General features: G+C 65.0%; 17 protein-coding genes. 6 read left to right on the top strand and 11 right to left on the bottom strand.

The genetic code is table 11. From position 1 onward, the window contains the following. Positions 1-8: 8 nt before the first annotated feature. The 10 genes from flgG to motA form a co-directional block, all read right to left on the bottom strand. The gene (gene flgG, locus I6F17_RS03395; protein ID WP_225123911.1) at positions 9-797 is read right to left on the bottom strand and encodes a flagellar basal-body rod protein FlgG; all 789 of its coding nucleotides are present in this window, start codon (positions 795-797) and stop codon (positions 9-11) included. 18 nt (positions 798-815) lie between these two features. Then, positions 816-1,145 (bottom strand): flagellar hook-basal body complex protein FliE, encoded by a 330-nt coding sequence (locus I6F17_RS03400; RefSeq protein WP_036006990.1) that lies wholly within the window; start codon positions 1,143-1,145, stop codon positions 816-818. A gap of 2 nt (positions 1,146-1,147) precedes the next feature. Beyond that, complete coding sequence (flgC, locus tag I6F17_RS03405; protein WP_036006988.1) at positions 1,148-1,564, bottom strand: flagellar basal body rod protein FlgC; 417 nt, start codon at positions 1,562-1,564, stop codon at positions 1,148-1,150. 11 nt (positions 1,565-1,575) lie between these two features. Next, positions 1,576-1,977, bottom strand: coding sequence for a flagellar basal body rod protein FlgB (gene flgB, locus I6F17_RS03410; RefSeq protein ID WP_225123910.1), 402 nt, complete (start codon positions 1,975-1,977; stop codon positions 1,576-1,578). Positions 1,978-2,041: 64 nt separating this feature from the next. Further along, entirely contained in the window at positions 2,042-3,127 is a 1,086-nt protein-coding gene (gene flhB / locus I6F17_RS03415) for a flagellar biosynthesis protein FlhB (protein ID WP_036037686.1), read from the bottom strand. A gap of 13 nt (positions 3,128-3,140) precedes the next feature. Beyond that, on the bottom strand, positions 3,141-4,181 hold the full coding sequence (locus tag I6F17_RS03420) for a flagellar motor switch protein FliG (protein WP_128263905.1): 1,041 nt from the start codon (positions 4,179-4,181) through the stop codon (positions 3,141-3,143). A gap of 2 nt (positions 4,182-4,183) precedes the next feature. Beyond that, positions 4,184-4,558: a flagellar motor switch protein FliN gene (gene fliN / locus I6F17_RS03425; protein WP_057030117.1), complete on the bottom strand. Its 375-nt coding sequence runs from the start codon at positions 4,556-4,558 to the stop codon at positions 4,184-4,186. Positions 4,559-4,634: 76 nt separating this feature from the next. Beyond that, on the bottom strand, positions 4,635-4,940 hold the full coding sequence (locus tag I6F17_RS03430) for a hypothetical protein (protein ID WP_225123909.1): 306 nt from the start codon (positions 4,938-4,940) through the stop codon (positions 4,635-4,637). Continuing rightward, positions 4,921-5,862, bottom strand: coding sequence for a FliM/FliN family flagellar motor switch protein (locus tag I6F17_RS03435; protein ID WP_036037679.1), 942 nt, complete (start codon positions 5,860-5,862; stop codon positions 4,921-4,923). The genes I6F17_RS03430 and I6F17_RS03435 overlap by 20 nt, the downstream gene beginning before the upstream one ends. Continuing rightward, positions 5,859-6,755 (bottom strand): flagellar motor stator protein MotA, encoded by an 897-nt coding sequence (gene motA, locus I6F17_RS03440; protein ID WP_036037678.1) that lies wholly within the window; start codon positions 6,753-6,755, stop codon positions 5,859-5,861. Before motA ends, I6F17_RS03435 begins: the two co-directional genes overlap by 4 nt. 142 nt (positions 6,756-6,897) lie before the next feature. On the opposite strand from motA, the gene I6F17_RS03445 reads away from it, so the two are divergent. The 5 genes from I6F17_RS03445 (at position 6,898) to I6F17_RS03465 (ending at position 13,357) form a co-directional block, all read left to right on the top strand. After that, a complete protein-coding gene (locus I6F17_RS03445) occupies positions 6,898-7,686 on the top strand; it encodes a DUF1217 domain-containing protein (RefSeq protein ID WP_225123908.1) in 789 nt (262 codons plus the stop codon). Positions 7,687-7,689: 3 nt separating this feature from the next. Further along, positions 7,690-8,418, top strand: a complete 729-nt coding sequence (flgF, locus tag I6F17_RS03450) for a flagellar basal-body rod protein FlgF (protein ID WP_036037674.1) — start codon at positions 7,690-7,692, stop codon at positions 8,416-8,418. Positions 8,419-8,458: 40 nt separating this feature from the next. Next, entirely contained in the window at positions 8,459-9,784 is a 1,326-nt protein-coding gene (gene fliI, locus I6F17_RS03455; protein ID WP_225123907.1) for a flagellar protein export ATPase FliI, read from the top strand. Positions 9,785-10,595: 811 nt separating this feature from the next. Then, a complete protein-coding gene (locus I6F17_RS03460; RefSeq protein WP_036006959.1) occupies positions 10,596-11,231 on the top strand; it encodes a MarR family transcriptional regulator in 636 nt (211 codons plus the stop codon). Between the two features lie 1,061 nt (positions 11,232-12,292). Beyond that, the gene (locus I6F17_RS03465; RefSeq protein WP_225123906.1) at positions 12,293-13,357 is read left to right on the top strand and encodes a 2-dehydropantoate 2-reductase; all 1,065 of its coding nucleotides are present in this window, start codon (positions 12,293-12,295) and stop codon (positions 13,355-13,357) included. 27 nt (positions 13,358-13,384) lie between these two features. Here the strand turns inward: I6F17_RS03465 and I6F17_RS03470 are convergent, their stop codons facing one another. Continuing rightward, positions 13,385-13,969 (bottom strand): LysE family transporter, encoded by a 585-nt coding sequence (locus I6F17_RS03470; protein ID WP_036037666.1) that lies wholly within the window; start codon positions 13,967-13,969, stop codon positions 13,385-13,387. Between the two features lie 240 nt (positions 13,970-14,209). Here I6F17_RS03470 and I6F17_RS03475 point away from each other — a divergent pair, with 240 nt between their 5' ends. After that, entirely contained in the window at positions 14,210-15,724 is a 1,515-nt protein-coding gene (locus tag I6F17_RS03475) for an ATP-binding protein (protein ID WP_225123905.1), read from the top strand. The last annotated feature ends 3 nt before the right edge of the window (positions 15,725-15,727 follow it).

Raw genomic sequence — 15,727 nt, forward strand, 5'->3', positions numbered from 1 at the left:
CACCGGAACTAGCGCATGCCCTTCGAGACCGTCTGGGCCATTTCATCCGAGGCCTGGATGACCTTGGCATTCATTTCGTAGGCACGCTGTGCCGAGATCAACTCGGTGATTTCCTTGACCGGGTCGATGTTCGAGGCTTCGAGCCATTTCTGGTTGATCTTGCCATAGCCGGCATCGCCCGGCAGACCGACGACCGGCGTGCCAGACGCCGTGGTCTCCTTGTAGAGATTGCTGCCCAGCGGCTCGAGACCCGCTTCATTGGCGAAGTTGGCGAGGTTGAGCTGGCCGATCTGCCGCGGATTCACTTCCGTGTCGAGCTTGGCAAACACCTGGCCGGTCTGGTTGACCGTGACCTCCACCGTCCCCTGCGGGATGGTAATCGCGGGATCCAGCAGGTAACCGTCGATCGTGACCAGCTGAGCGTTGGCGTTGACGTTGAACGAGCCCGCACGGGTGTATTGCACCTCGTTGTTGGGGCCGAGCACCTGAAACCAGCCACGTCCGTTGATCGCGAGATCATAGGGATTGCCGGTCTGCGTCAGCGCGCCCTGGATGTGCAGCTTGCGGATCGCCGCGGACTTGACGCCGAGGCCGAGATTGGCACCTTCCGGAATCGGCGAGGAGCCGTTGGTATTCGCGACGCCCTGCATGCGGTCCATCTGATAGAACAGATCGGTGAACTCCGCGCGCGCCCGTTTGTAGGAGGTCGAGTTGATGTTGGCGATGTTGTTCGCGATGACTTCGATGTTGGTCTGCTGGGCGTTCATGCCCGTGGCCGCAATGGCGAGCGATTTCACTGGTCCCACTCCTTCAGATCAAATCGACATCCGAACGACTTCCTGGTAGGCCTGGACGACCTTGTCGCGAACCGCGACCGCCGTCTGCAGGGCCTGCTCGGCGGACATCAGCGCTTCCACGACGCGGCGCGTCGATTCCTTGCCCTGCATTGCCGAGATCGATGCCGCCTCGCCCGCCTTCAGCGTCCCGATCGCATCCGACGTCACCTGCTTCATCACGGATTCGAAGCCAACGTCGTCACTGGTCTGGATCGCGGTGGTCGCCGCCGGCGAGACGGCCTGCGTCTCGGTCGCACGGCTCGCGGCTTGCCCTGCGGAAATCGCGGTGGATGAAATCGCCTCAAGCATGGTCAGCTCCTCAAGAGATCGATGGTCATGCCGAGCATGGACCTCACCTGCTTCACGACCTGGAGATTGGCCTCATAGGAGCGGTTGACCTCCCGCATGTCGGCCATCTCGATCATCATGTTCACGTTCGGCAGCTTGACGTAGCCGGCCTTGTCGGCAGCGGGATGCCCCGGGTCGTACTCCACGCGGTAGGGCGTGGTGTCGACCCCGATCTCCTTGACCTTCGCGAGCTGTGCGCCCGAGGCCCGGTCCATCGCGGCATCGAAGGTGATGGTCTTGCGCTGATACGGATCGGCGCCGGCGGCGCGCCCCGTCGAGGTGGCGTTCGCGAGGTTTTCCGAGACGATGCGCATGCGCGTCGACTGCGCTTCGAGCCCGGAGCTTGCGACCGTCAGGGAGGCGCTCAGTGAGTCCAGCATGTCAGTTCACCTCAGCCCTTTGCACTCGACAGCACCATGCGGTGAAACGACCGCACGATCGCCGCGTTCATCGAATAGTCGCGATTGACGTTGCTGCCCTTGATCATTTCCTGCTCGAGGCTGACGGAATTGCCGGAGTGAACCACTTCCCAGCTGTCCTTCTTCGCGGTCGCCCGCGTGTCGGTCTCGGCTGCGGCCAATTGCATGTGCGAAGGCGACGTCGTCGCAAGCCTCACCGGCATGCCGTCGAGCACCTTGTTGAACGGCTCGACGTCGCGCGCCCGAAAGCCTGGCGTGTTGGCGTTGGCGACGTTGGTGGCGATGGTCGACTGACGCAGCTCGAGATAGCGCGCCTGCGACGATGCGAGTTCGAAGAGATAAAGCGGTCCCACGACGGCCCCATTCTGATCCATTCGGGGCGAGCCTAGGGCGTTAAGCTTTCGTCAAGCTGTTGCGCGAAGCACCATCCTCGGAAATCTATCGGACGTTCTCAGGCCGCGGCGCCTGCTTGGATTGGAGGAAGTAGATGATCTCGGCAACGGGCCGGAAGAATTCCGCCGGAATCACCTGATCGACCTGGACTGCCTCGTAGAGCGCGCGCGCCAGCGCCTTGTTTTCGATGACGGGGATTCGGTTCTGCTCGGCAATCTCGCGGATCTTCAGCGCGATCACGTCCATGCCCTTGGCCACGACCAGCGGCGCGGCGTTTTCCTCGCGCTTGTAGCGCAGCGCGATCGCGAAGTGCGTCGGATTGGCAATCACCAGCGTCGCGCGCGAGGCCGAGGCGATCATGCGCTGACGCGAACGGTCGCGCGCCAGCGATCGCAGGCGCGCCTTGATCAGGGGATCGCCTTCCGCCTGCTTGTGCTCGTCCTTGATCTCCTGCTTGGTCATGCGCAGCTCGCGCCGCCAGTGGAAGCGCGCCCAGGCGAGATCGATCGCCACCAGCACGATGGTGGCGATGCAGATCGCCGAGACGATGCGCATCGCGATGTTGAGGATCATCTCCGGCAGTGCGACCGGGTCGGTATACATGGCCTCGAACGCCCTCGCTTCGGACGCGCGCAGCACGAAGGCGACCACGGCGCTCACCGCGGCGAGCTTGAACAGCGACTTGGCGAACTCGATCAGGCCCTGCGTCCCGAACAACCGCTTCCAGCCGCTGACTGGAGAGATTCGCGATAAGTCAGGCTTGATCCGCTCGAGCACCAGGCGCGGCGCGTTCTGCAGCAGCGAGGCGGCGAGCCCGAACACCACAAGGATGACCACCAGCGGCACCAGAAACCGCAGAGCCTGCAGGCCGACCACGGTGAGCAGGTTCTGCGCGTCCGCACCGGTCGAGAGCGGGAAGCCCTCGGGATCGTCGAGCAGGCTCTTCAGCGTCGGCGTCAATTGCTGCACGCCCTGGCCGATCAGGAACGCCTGGATCACCATCAGCGCGGCCATCGAGGCGAAGATGGAGGCCTCCCGAGAGACCGGAATCTTGCCCTGTTCGAGCGCATCGCGGACTTTCTTCTCGGTCGGCTCTTCTGTCTTGCTCTCCTGATCGGATGTTTCTGCCATGCCCGTTCAGCGGTCAGCGGAAGACCAGCTCATCCTCCTGCTCGGGGTTGAGCTCGATTTCGCCCTTCTCCGCCAGCTCGAGCGCAAGGTCGGTGATCACGCGTCGCGCCTCCAGCACGTCGCGCTGGTTGGACGGCTCGCCGATGGCGAGCTCGTGCTCGACGACACGGCGGACACGCGAGGCGACCGAGGACAGGATCAGTTCGCGGAAATGCTTGTCGGTGCCCTTCAGCGCCACGACGATGCGATCGGTCGGCACCTGGTCGAAGATCATGGTGCGCGCCTTCGGCGTCAGGTTGACGACGTCGTCGAAGGTGAACAGCAGCTCTTTCAGCACTTCGGCCGATTTCGGCCGCTTCTCTGACAGGCTCTTCAGCATGTCCTCGATGTGGCCGCGTTCCATCTTGTTGATGATGTCGGCGACGCGGGCGTAGGTGTCGGCACCGAGGTTGCGGGCGAAATTCAGCGTCAGGTCCTCGTGCAGCGTCTTCTCGATGATGCGCATGGCGTCGTCGACGATCGGCTTGAGGCTCAGAACGCGCCGCATCAGCTCGTTGCGCAGGCTCGAGGGCAGCTGGCTCATGACCTTGGCGGCGCAGGCCGGCTTGACCTTGGACAGGATCAGCGCCGCGGTCTGCGGATGCTCCTTGGACAGGTAGCTCGCCAGCGAGTTTTCCGACACCGACGAGACGCGGTCCCACACCGACCGGCTCGAATTGCCGAGTAGATCGGACATGATCTGCGAGACTTGGTCGGCCGGCAGCACGTCGCCGAGCACGGCCTCCAGACCGCCGAGCGTGCCGAGGATGTTCGCGCCCATCGAGAACTGTTGGGCGAACTCCTCGACGATTCCCTCGAGCTCCTGCGCGGTGATCGGCCGCAGCTCCGCCGCCGCCTTGGTGACGATGCGGATCTCCTGCGGCTCGAACTGCTGCAGCACGCTCGCCGCCGCCTGCCGGCCCATGGCCAGCAGGAGCGCGGCGACCTTTTCCGTGCCGCCCAGCGTGGTAACGCCTCGCTGCTTGGTGGGAGCGATGCCGACCGGTGCCGCCATGATCAGGTATCACCCTGCCCCAGCGGCCCCACGATCTCCGTCAGCGAGACGCCGAAGCGGGAATTGTCCTCTTCGACGACGACCACCTCGCCACGGGCGACGATGCGGCCGTTGACGACGACGTCGACGGGTTCGCCGACCCGGTGATCGAGCGGAACCACCGCGCCGCGTCCGAGCTTCATCAGATTCGCCACCGGAATGGTCGCCGATCCCAGCACCACCTGCATGGTGACGGGAATGCGCAAGATGGCGTCGACGTTGGCGAACTTGCCGGTCTCCTCGGCGGTGCGCTGGGCGATCTCGGCCAGGCGTTCCAGCGGTGAGGTCTCGGCCTCGGTCGATGCAGATGCAGGCTCATAGTCGAAGGATTGCGCCATTTGGTATCGCCTCTTGGTACTTCCGCTGCCGGAGCGCCGCGGCGTTCCGGCCGTATTGTTCTGCCGGTGCCGGCTTTCAGTGCTTGTTCAGCTCGGCGGTCGCCGCGGGTGCGAGCCCGCTGCGCGCATCGAGCGCCGCGATCGCCTCGTGAGCCTGGTCGATCTTCGTGCTCAGCACGTTGGCGAGGCGCCCGAGATTCGCGGTTGAATCGTGCGCTGCGGTGATGACCATGTCGAAGGCACCCGCGGTCTCATGCATGATGGTGGAGAATTCGCCCTGATAGCTGCGCAGCCGCGCCAGCTCGCGGTGCATCCTGGTCACCCGCATGCTAGTAAAGGCGAGCGCAGCCAGCAGCACGATATCAACGAGATAGGATATCATCGACGAACTCCCGCTTCTGATCGACGGGATCTGCCACCTGCATGGCGTAATAGCCGTCGAGCTGGCCGATCTGACACCAGAACAACACCTGATTGTTGCTTTCGAGACGGGCCAGCGTGCGCGGCGTGGCCTCGAGCTCGAGCACCTGCCCGACCTCGAACTTCACGACGTCGCCGAGCGTCACCATCTTCTCATCGAGCACCGCGCTGAGCGTCACCTCGGTCCGCTGCACCTCGCTTTCCATCTGCTCGCGCCAGCGCGGGTCGGCGGCGCGACCGTCGCTGACGACGACGTGAGCGAGCTTCTGGCGCAGCGGATTGAGCGCGGAGTGCGGAATGATGAGGAACATCTGGCCGCCGCGGTAGAGCGCTTGCAGCATGATGTTCGCGCAGATCGACATGTTGCCGCTCCGCCCGATCGCGAGCGAGGCCATCGCAGTCTCGACCCGCTCGACGCGAAAGGTCACGTTCGACGTGCCGGCGAAGGCGGATTGCAGCGCCTTGGCGAACCGTTCGAACAGCGCCTGGACCAGGCGGAGCTCGATGTTCGAGAACGCGCGCTCGACGTCGAGCGGCGGCTCGGCGCCGTCGGAGCCGAACATCGCCTCGACCATCGTGAACACGAAGTCACGGTCCAGCATGATGATGATTCGGGAATCCCACTGCTCGGCATAGAGCACCGCCGCGACCGCGTTGGCCTCGTAGTCCTTGATGATGTCGCCGACACGGTCGTTGGTGATGCCGTTGACCGAGAAATAGCAGGGCGTTCCGGCCATCGGCTGCAGGCTGTCGGTGCACGATGCCGCCATGCGATCGAAGATCACATTGAGCATCGGCATACGTTCGATCGATATGCCGGCAGCGTCCAGCAGGTAGTTCGGCAGCTGCTTGCGCTGGTCGACTTCGGCGTCTTCCATCATCATGCGCGCGCCGCCTTGGGTTCAGCGTCGGCAACGACGGCCTTGGGACCTGCGATCGTCTCGTTCTCGACGACGTCGATCGAGGGACGTTCGCTGCTGGAGATCATCTTGCGGCCGTGCTCGACGGCGATCTGCGGCATGGCACCGTTCATGAACGCCAGCAGCGTCTGCTTGACGATGATGTAGGGCCGGCATTTCTTCTCGCGCGTCATCTTGATCTTGATCGCGAAGGGCGAAAGCACGCCATAGGACAGGAAGATGCCTGCGAAGGTGCCCACCAGGGCTGCACCGATAAAGCCGCCCAATAGCTTCGGAGACTGGTCGAGCGCGCCCATCGCCTTGATGACGCCAAGCACGGCGGCGACGATGCCGAGCGCCGGCAGCGCCTCGGACACCGTCACCAGCGCATGATAGGGCGCCAGCTTGCCTTTCACGATGGTATGGATCTCCTCGTCCATCAGCGCCTCGATCTCGTGCGTGCGCGCATTGCCCATGATGATGAGACGGACATAGTCGCAGATGAACTGGAGCAGCGAGGGATCTCCGAGCACGCTCGGGAACGCCTTGAATATCTCGGAGTTCGAGGGGTCGTCGATATGCGCCTCGACTTCGTTGCGCCCCTTGCCCCGCAGCTCGCGCATCAGAGCGTGGAGCGCGCCGAGCAAGTCAAGGTAGTAGCGCTGGCCGGGCACCGCGCCGGTGATGGCCTGCATGCAGGCGACGCCCGTGTCCACCACCGTCTTCCATGGATTGGCCACGATGAAGGTGCCGACCGCGGTTCCCATGATGATCACGAACTCCCACGGCTGCATGAGCACGGCCAAGTGCCCGCCCATGGCGGCAAAGCCGCCGAGCAGCGCCGCTACCGTGATGAAAATCCCCACGAAACTGCCCAACGCGCCGCTCCATCGCCGATCCACCTGGAATACCTAGTCGGCGACGCTTGCGCGAAGCTGGCTTCGAGGTCGCCAGCCCCGCGCAAGCAATTGGCGGCAGCTTGAAGCGCGGTCGCGACCTGCGGCCAGAGGGGCGCGTGTCATGCTATCCACCATCGCGGACTACACCAGGCTGACCAAGGACATGGGCAAGTCGCTGACGCAGGTCGCGAAGCAGCCGGACGTCAGCCGCGACACCGACTATTTCCTCGGCCATATCGGCCAAGTGAAGACCATCGACGATTTCCTGAAGGACTATCGTCTCTATTCCTATGCGATGAAGGCCTATGGCCTCAGCGACATGACCTACGCCAAGGCGTTCATGCGCAAGGTGCTGACCGAGGGGGTCACGAGCAAGGACGCCTTCGCCAACAAGCTGACCGACACCCGCTACCGGCAATTCGCGACCGCCTTCAATTTCGCCGCACTCGGCGACAAGGCGACCCAGACCGCCGCGGCCACGACCGGCACCGCGACCCAGTACGTCACGCAGACGATGGAGGAGAAGGCCGGCGATCAGAACGACGGCCTGCGTTTGGCGCTGTATTTCACCCGCAAGGCTTCCACGATCACGACCGCCTACCAGATCCTGGCCGACAAGGCGCTGACGCAGGTGGTGCAGACCGCGCTCGGCCTGCCGTCGACGATCAGCGCAGCCAACATCGACGCCCAGGCCAAGATGATCGCGGACAAGATCAAGCTCACCGACTTCCAGGATCCGGCCAAGGTCACCAAGTTCGTGCAGCGCTTTGCGGCGATGTGGGATGCGACCCAGGCCCGGAACGACAGCTCGACCAATCCCGCGCTGGTCCTGATCGCCGGCGCCGCGACGTCGGTCAGCATGGACACCAACGTGCTCACGACCCTTCAGAACATCAAGTTCAACAGGTAAGTCATGCAATCGGCTCTCTATGTGGGATTGTCGGCGCAGGTCGCCCTCGAAAAGCGCCTCCAGACGATTGCCAACAACGTCGCCAACGTCAACACGGCCGCCTTCCGCACCGACGTGGTGAAGTTCGAGACCGTGCTGTCCAAGGCGGGTCCGACGCCGGTCGCGTTCTCCTCGCCCGGCGACAACATCATCTCGCGAGAGATGGGCAACATCGCCGAGAGCGGCAACCCGCTCGACGTCGCCGTGGTCGGCCAGGGCTGGATCGCCTTCGCCGGTCCGAACGGCACGGTCTACACGCGCGACGGCCGGCTCCAGATCGCTCCCAACGGCGATCTTCAGACCGTGAGCGGCTTTCCGATCGTCGATTCCGGCGGCGCGCAGATCACGCTCGACCCGAACGGCGGACCGATCTCGATCGCGCGCAGCGGCGCGATCATCCAGGACAACAACGAGATCGGCACCATCGGCCTGTTCAGCATTCCGGCCGACGCCAATCTCGAACGCTACGGCAATTCAGGCGTGACGCCCGACCGGCCTGCGACCGCCATCGCGGACTTCTCCCGGGACGGCTTCAAGCAGGGCTATGTCGAAGGCTCCGGCGCCAATCCGATGCTCGAACTGACGCGGCTGATCTCGGCCTCGCGCGCTTTCGATGGCACCAACTCGATGATCGAGGGCACCGAGAGCTCGCTGCAGAACGCGATCCGGACCCTCGGCGAACCCGGCAAGTAAATTGCGCGCCAAGCGCGCAGGATGAGGTTGGACGGTTTCCTTGAACGCTCTTCGGCAACTCGAGTGGGCGCTGCTGGAGCTTCAGCAGAGCACTCCCCTAGTCAGCGTCAGTGGCGCGATCTCCGAGATCGCGCCGACGCATTTCCGCGTCTCCGGCTTGTCGCGCTTCGTCAGGCTCGGCGAGCTCATCGGCCTCGATTGCGGCGGTAAGCGCCAGATCGGCGAGGTGGTGCGGATCGACAGCGACGGCATCATCGCCAAGCCGTTCGACCGGCAATTTGGCGGCGGGCTCGGCTCGGCGGCCTACCGGATGCCGCCGCTGTCCTTTGCGCCCGATCCGAGCTGGAAGGGCCGCGTCATCAACGCCCTCGGCGCGCCGCTGGACGGACAGGGGCCGCTCACGCAAGGGTCGCAGGCGGTCTCGGCGGAAGCGGAGGCGCCGTCGGCCATGAAGCGTGCGCGCGTGCACAAGCCGCTGCGCACCGGCGTACGCGTCATCGACCTGTTCGCGCCGGTCTGCGCCGGCCAGCGCGTCGGCATCTTTGCCGGATCGGGCGTCGGTAAATCGACGCTGCTCGCGATGCTCGCCCGCAGCCAGGGCTTCGACACCGTTGTGCTGGCCCTGGTCGGCGAGCGCGGCCGCGAGGTGCGCGAGTTCATCGAGGACGTGCTCGGCACTGACCGTCATCGCGCTGTCACAATCGTGTCGACGGGCGACGAAAGCCCGATGATGCGGCGACTGGCGCCGAAGACGGCGATGGCGGTCGCCGAATATTTCCGCGACCGCGGCGAATCGGTCCTGCTGATGGTGGATTCGATCACCCGTTTTGCCCACGCCGCCCGCGAGGTCGCGCTCGCCGCCGGCGAGCCCGCGGTGGCGCGCGGCTACGCGCCGACGGTCTTCACCGATCTGCCGCGCCTGCTCGAGCGCGCCGGCCCGGGCGAGGAGGGATCCGGCACCATCACCGGGATCTTCTCCGTGCTGGTCGACGGCGACGATCACAACGAGCCGATCGCCGACACCATCCGCGGCACGCTCGATGGGCACATCGTGCTCTCAAGGCACATCGCCGACCAGGCGCGCTATCCGGCCGTCGACGTTCTGGCCTCGGTCTCCCGCCTCGCCCACAACGTCTGGGACCCAGAGGAGCGCGAATTGGTGAGCAAGCTGCGCGCCATGATCGCGAAATACGAGGACACGCGCGACCTTCGCCTGATGGGCGGCTATCAGCCGGGACGTGATTCGGGCCTCGACCAGGCGGTCGAGATGGTTCCGCGAATCTACAACGCGATGCGACAGGGCGCGTCGGCCCCGGCGAGCGCCGATCCGTTCCGCGAGCTTCGGGACATGCTCAAGGGCGACTGACGAGTGAGGGTGAGGCGCCTGCCGTCCGCCCGGCCCGTGGTTTTCGACAAGAGATTGCGCATGTCGCTACGCTTCCAGCGCATGCGCGTGCACACCGGCTCACCGATTTTCCTCGCGAGCGAATTCGCCGTTCGGGTGAGCACGAGCTGGCAAGCGCTGTGCAAGCGATCGAAGAGTCTATTCTGCAAGTACGACGAGAACAACCGCCGCGTGCAATTCCAATGAGTTCCCTCGACGATTCCTTGGCAGAACGCACAAGTTGTGGATGACGTGCCGCCAAACGTCATCGTGATGCACAAGCTTCGATCAGTTTGCATCAACGCAAGACAACAACGCGCGTGCAATCAAACTCTCACAATGTCGAGTGCATATTACTCGCCGCGCCATGTATTGCGTTCACCATCATGTGTCCCGATCAGCGAGATTGTCTTTGAACGTTACATTCGCCTGCGACGACATCCAGCCTGTGAGAGGGTCTCTACTTGATTTTGTTGAGAAGCTCATCCATCGTTTTGGTTGAGTATAAGAAACGTCTGCTTGTGACTTGAACTTTGGGGGCTTCGGTTGAGCTACTCCGATCCACCGTTTGCCGGCGACGGCAACCCGAGCTCCCGCGCGACGACCACGCTGTTGGCATGCCATCAGCGATACGGCTTCTCGCTGCGGACGATGCGACGCTCATCGGCCGAGGTCGGGCGCGGTGCGATCCGCGCCATTGTGCGAGAGTTCGACAGGGCATGCTCGTCTGACACTCAGGGCGCAAAGCGGCTTCGGGACGCCGCAGACGAAGTTCCGGGGACGAGGTAGATTCATGCCATTGGCGCGGGAAGCCGTCGAGCTGCTGGTTCAGGCGGCGCGGGCTTGGTATTTCGAGGGCAATCAGCATGGATTGCGCGATCGGGAATGGATGGCGCTGCGCTTTCTCGGGCGCGCCAACAGGTTTTCGCGCACGCCGTCCGCACTGGCCGGCTTCATCGGCGCCACACGCGCGACGGCGTCGCAGATCGTGAAGACTCTGGAGAGCAAGTCGTTCCTGGTGCGAAAGCCGTCGCATGAGGACAAGCGTTCCGTCGTCCTGCACGTCACGCCGCAGGGCGAGAAATGCCTGAGCCAGCACGACCCGATCAATCACGTGGTCAACGCGGTGACGTCGCTCGGGACCGAGGAGTGCATCAGGCTGCGCGACTCTCTCCGCGAGATCCTCAATCACCTCGATGCTGCCCATCAGCGGCTCGAAGCGAGTATCTGCCGGGACTGCATGTTTCTCGCAGAGCGCGGGCCGGGCACCGGCAAGGGGCGTGGAAACGCCGAATTCATGTGCCGGCTCTATCGTGCTCCGATCTCGCTCGAGGAGACCGAGCTGCTCTGCACCAGCTTCGAGCGCACGCGTGACCGCCCCAAGATCGAGCAGCATCTCGACCGCGAGCGCATGGCGAGCCAGGGCTGAGGCCGCCAAGAAGCGGCGCTCCATCAATATCGTCGTTGCGAGCGAAGCGAAGCAATGACGGAGTATGAGGCGATAGCTCGCTCTCCGAGTGACGGCTGTCATTCCCCGCGAAGGCGGGGAATCCAGTACGCCGCGGCCTCTGCATTGAACAACTGTCGTCTCGGAGTACTGGATCGCCCGGTCAAGCCGGGCGATGACAGCGAGTGTGTGGTCGCAGACGTGCATATTCATTCTCGCGACTAATTTCGCCCGAGCTTTGCTTCGTCTCGCCGCCCTCATCGGCAAGAGGGCGCAGGGGAGACCGGGTGCTGACATCGCACCCGCGGTCCGCTGCGCAAAACGCACACGCAGAAAACCGCACAGCAGCATACAGGTGGTGCCAATCACTCGGCCTTCCCTGCGCGATGATCGGACGGCTTATGCCGAGCTCTCCCGGGAGCCGAGTTCCTTCTGGCCTCCCTCGCGCTCACGGAATTCACCGGCACCCGCGCCGGTTGACGCGAATGCGGCCTCCGCAAGCGCTTGACCGTAGCAACGACGGCCAGGACCACACGGTTTTGCCGTACGCACGGCCCGCCATTTCGCCGCAGTATTCCCTGACACCGTCGACAGAGCCGGAAACTTACAGACGAGACGAAACTAGCAGCGCCGCTCGTCCGCACGCGGTTACGAGCTCACAGGGACTACCCGCCCTGCCCGCACCTTTTCATGCCGACGCTGCCGCGTCCACCGCAAGCCCGGCTCGCGACAATGACGACCTCATGATCGCCCCTAGAGATTGAGCCGGGATAGGCGACACATACGCCATTTCCGAATTTCGGTAAAGCGGAATATTTTTGCCTGACCGGGTTGACGGTGGGCGAAACAGGCACGGTCGCGCAGCCGCCCTGGAGCGCAAGTCGCAAAGCGCGAGACGTCGGGCGGGGCCGCGCCAAGCCTGGCCAGCCTTGTATGCATTATCCCAGTTGCCATCCCCCCGCAGTTCGCTTTACATGCCGCCAAGTCGCCCCGCGGATGACGGCCGGGGCCGGAAAAATCAACAGATTTCCAGGGGACGGAGCATGGCGCGCAACATATTGATTCTTGGGGCTTCTTACGGCTCCCTGCTGGGCACGAAGCTGCTGATGGCCGGGCACAACGTGACCCTGGTCTGCCGCGCCAAGACCGCGGAGCTGATCAACCGCGACGGTACCGAGGTGCGCATCAAGCTACGCGACGAGGCGGTGCACCGGGCGATCTTATCCCGCAACCTCCCTGGCAAGCTCGACGCGGTGACGCCGGCCAATGTCGACCTCTCCCGCTACGATCTGGTCGGCCTCGCGATGCAGGAGCCGCAATACACCAACCACACGGTGCGCGTCCTCATGGTCAAGATTGCCGCGGCGAAGCTGCCGTGCCTGTCGATCATGAACATGCCGCCCCTGCCCTATCTGAAGCGGATTCCGGCTCTCGCCGACATGGATCTCGAGGAGGCCTACACCAATGCGCAGGTGTGGGAGCGGTTCGAGCCCGGGCTGGTGACGCTGTGCTCGCCCGACCCGCAGGCCTTCCGGCCGCCGGAAGAGGCCGCCAACGTGCTGCATGTCGGCCTGCCCACCAACTTCAAGGCGTCGGTCTTCGCCGACGAGAAGCACAACAAGCTGCTGCGCGAGCTGGAGGCCGACATCGACGCGGTGACGCTCGACGGCCACGACGTGCCGGTGAAGCTGAAAGTGTTCGATTCCCTGTTCGTGCCGCTGGCGAAATGGTCGATGCTGCTGACCGGCAATTACCGCTGCATCACGCCGAACGAGCCGCAGTCGATCCGCGACGCCGTGCACGGCGATCTCAATCGTTCGCAGACGATCTACGACCATGTCGATGCGATCGCCCGCCGCCTCGGCGCCGATCCGCAGGACCAGGTGCCGTTCGCGAAGTACGCCAAGGCCGCGGAGAGCCTGCTCAAGCCGTCATCGGCGGCGCGCGCGGTCGCGAGCGGTGCGCCCTTCATCGAACGCGTCGACCTGCTGGTGAAGCTGATCTCGCATCAGCTCGGCGTGCCCAACGCCGAGATCGACCGCACCGTCGACACGGTGGACCAGAAGCTGAACGAGAAGATCGTGCAGGGCGGCTCCGGCGCGCAGTAGTGCGGCGCGCCCCGGCAACGCCGGCGCTCAGGCAACCAGGAAGGATTGCAGCCAGATCAGCCCGGTCACCGCGACCAGCGTGACCGCGCCGGTGCGTGTGACGAGGTCAGGGCGCCCGAGGCGACGGGCGCCGCGTCCGAGCGTTGCGCCGAGAATGATCCACGCGGCGCCGGCGGTGAGAATCTGGAGCGCGATCACGCCGAGCCACGGCAGCAGTTCGAGCGGCCCGGCCCCAAGCGGCAGCAGCAGGAACGCGAAGACCAGTGCTTTCGGGTTGAGCAGCGTCGTCAGCAACACCTGGCCGAACGTCACCGCAGCGCCGCCGCGCAGCTCGCGCGTGTTGACGCGCCAGAGCATGACCGCGAGGCACAGGATGTAGATGGTCACGGCGACGCGGAGCAGCAGCGCCGCAATCGGGATGTCGCTGATGACCGGACCGAGCGCCAGCCGCAGCACCGCGATCGCCAGCAGATAGCCGCACAGTTCCGCCGCAAGCAGATGAAGGGAGCGCGAGATGCCCGCTCCGGCCCCCGATGTCGCCAGCAGGGTGTTGGTCGGCCCCGGCACCGCCAGCAGGAAATAGGTCGCCGTGAAGAAGGTCAGAAAGGTCATACGGCCAGATAGCAGCTCTCGAACCCGTCGATCTTGATCTGCGTCATTTGGCCGAGCGATGGCGATCTGCACCATCTTCCCCGAGCCGAGGCCTTTCGGCACCGGGTTCCTGCCGCTCGCGGCGGATGCTTTCCGGTTTTGGCGTGGGCAACACCACCTGATTCGCGCTGGAGCGCTCGACGCGCCGCGGCTGGATTGATAAGCCGCTGTCCGCGAATGACGGGACTTTGAGTCGGGGACATGACGGTTGCGATCGAGATGGGGCAGACCACGGCAGGCGCCGCGGCCGCCATGGACCTCGAGGAACTGCTGGCGACCCGTCTCCTGGTGCAGGGCAATTCGGGCTCCGGCAAGTCGCATCTGCTGCGGCGGCTGCTGGAACAGAGCGCACCCTGGGTGCAGCAGGCCATCATCGATCCCGAGGGCGACTTCGTCACGCTGGCCGAGCGCTTCGGCCATCTGGTGATCGAGGCCGAGGATCACACCGAGCGCGGCCTCCAGGTCGCGGGCGAGCGCGCGCGGCTGCATCGCGTCTCCACCGTGCTCAATCTCGAAGGGCTGGATGCCGAGAACCAGATGCGGCGCGCGGCTGCCTTCCTCGGCGGGATGTTCGACGTCGACCGCGATCATTGGTACCCGATGCTGGTGGTCGTGGACGAGGCGCAGCTGTTTGCGCCGGCGGTGGCGGGCGAAGTCTCGGACGAAGCACGCAAGCTCTCGCTCGGCGCCATGACCAATCTGATGTGCCGCGGCCGCAAGCGCGGGCTTGCCGGCATCATCGCAACCCAGCGCCTGGCCAAGCTCGCCAAGAACGTCGCGGCCGAAGCCTCGAACTTCCTGATGGGGCGGACCTTCCTCGACATCGACATGGCCCGCGCCGCCGACCTGCTCGGCATGGAGCGGCGGCAGGCGGAAGCCTTCCGCGATCTCGAGCGCGGTCAGTTCATGGCGCTGGGACCTGCGTTGTCGCGCCGGCCGCTGCGCCTCAACATCGGCCCGACCGAGACCAGCCCGCGCAATTCGACACCGCGGCTGATGCCGCTGCCGGAAGCCACGCTTGAAGATGCCCGCGCGGTCATCCTCGCCGCACCGCCGCCCGATGCCAGCCGGCCGCAGCGACGGCCGGCTCCGGATCTGCTCGAGCAGCTTCGCGCGGCGAAGGCCGCCGCGGTGCCGGAGATTCGGGCCGAAGTGGTCGAGGCTCCCGTCAGTGCCGAAGAGCTCGCCGAGCGGCGCGAGCGCGTGGATCGCACGCTGCGTGCCGTGATGGCCGAGCCCGATGCCGGCTTCCGCGCCATCGGCGTGCTCTATCAGGAGTTCGTGGTCCGCTGCCGCATCGAGGGCCTAGGGGCGGCGGTGCCCGATCTCAACGAATTCCGGCGCATGCTGACGCATGCGCGCGCCGGGCTCGGGACGGATCTCACCGAAGACGACGCCTGGCAGGACGTGGCGCTGCGCGCCTCGATCCTGCCCGACGACATGCAGGGCGTGTTCATGATGATCGCGCGCGCGGCGAAGGAAGGCTGGCCCTGCCCCGGCGATGCCGCGATCGCCCGTGCCTACGGCTCGCATTCGCTGCGCCGCGCGCAGCGCCTGCTCGGCTACATGGAGGAGCAGGGCCTGATCGTCGTCCAGCTCGACGGCGGCGGCCGCCGTATCGTGACGCTGGTGGAGCTCGCCTGGGCGACCGCGCCGGGCGATCCCAACGGCGATGATCAGCCGGCGGAGCAGGTCGCAAGCGCGGCGTCGGCTTGAGCG

Origin of the sequence: Bradyrhizobium sp. NBAIM18 (assembly GCF_020193825.1) — a bacterium.
Taxonomy (GTDB): domain Bacteria; phylum Pseudomonadota; class Alphaproteobacteria; order Rhizobiales; family Xanthobacteraceae; genus Bradyrhizobium; species Bradyrhizobium yuanmingense.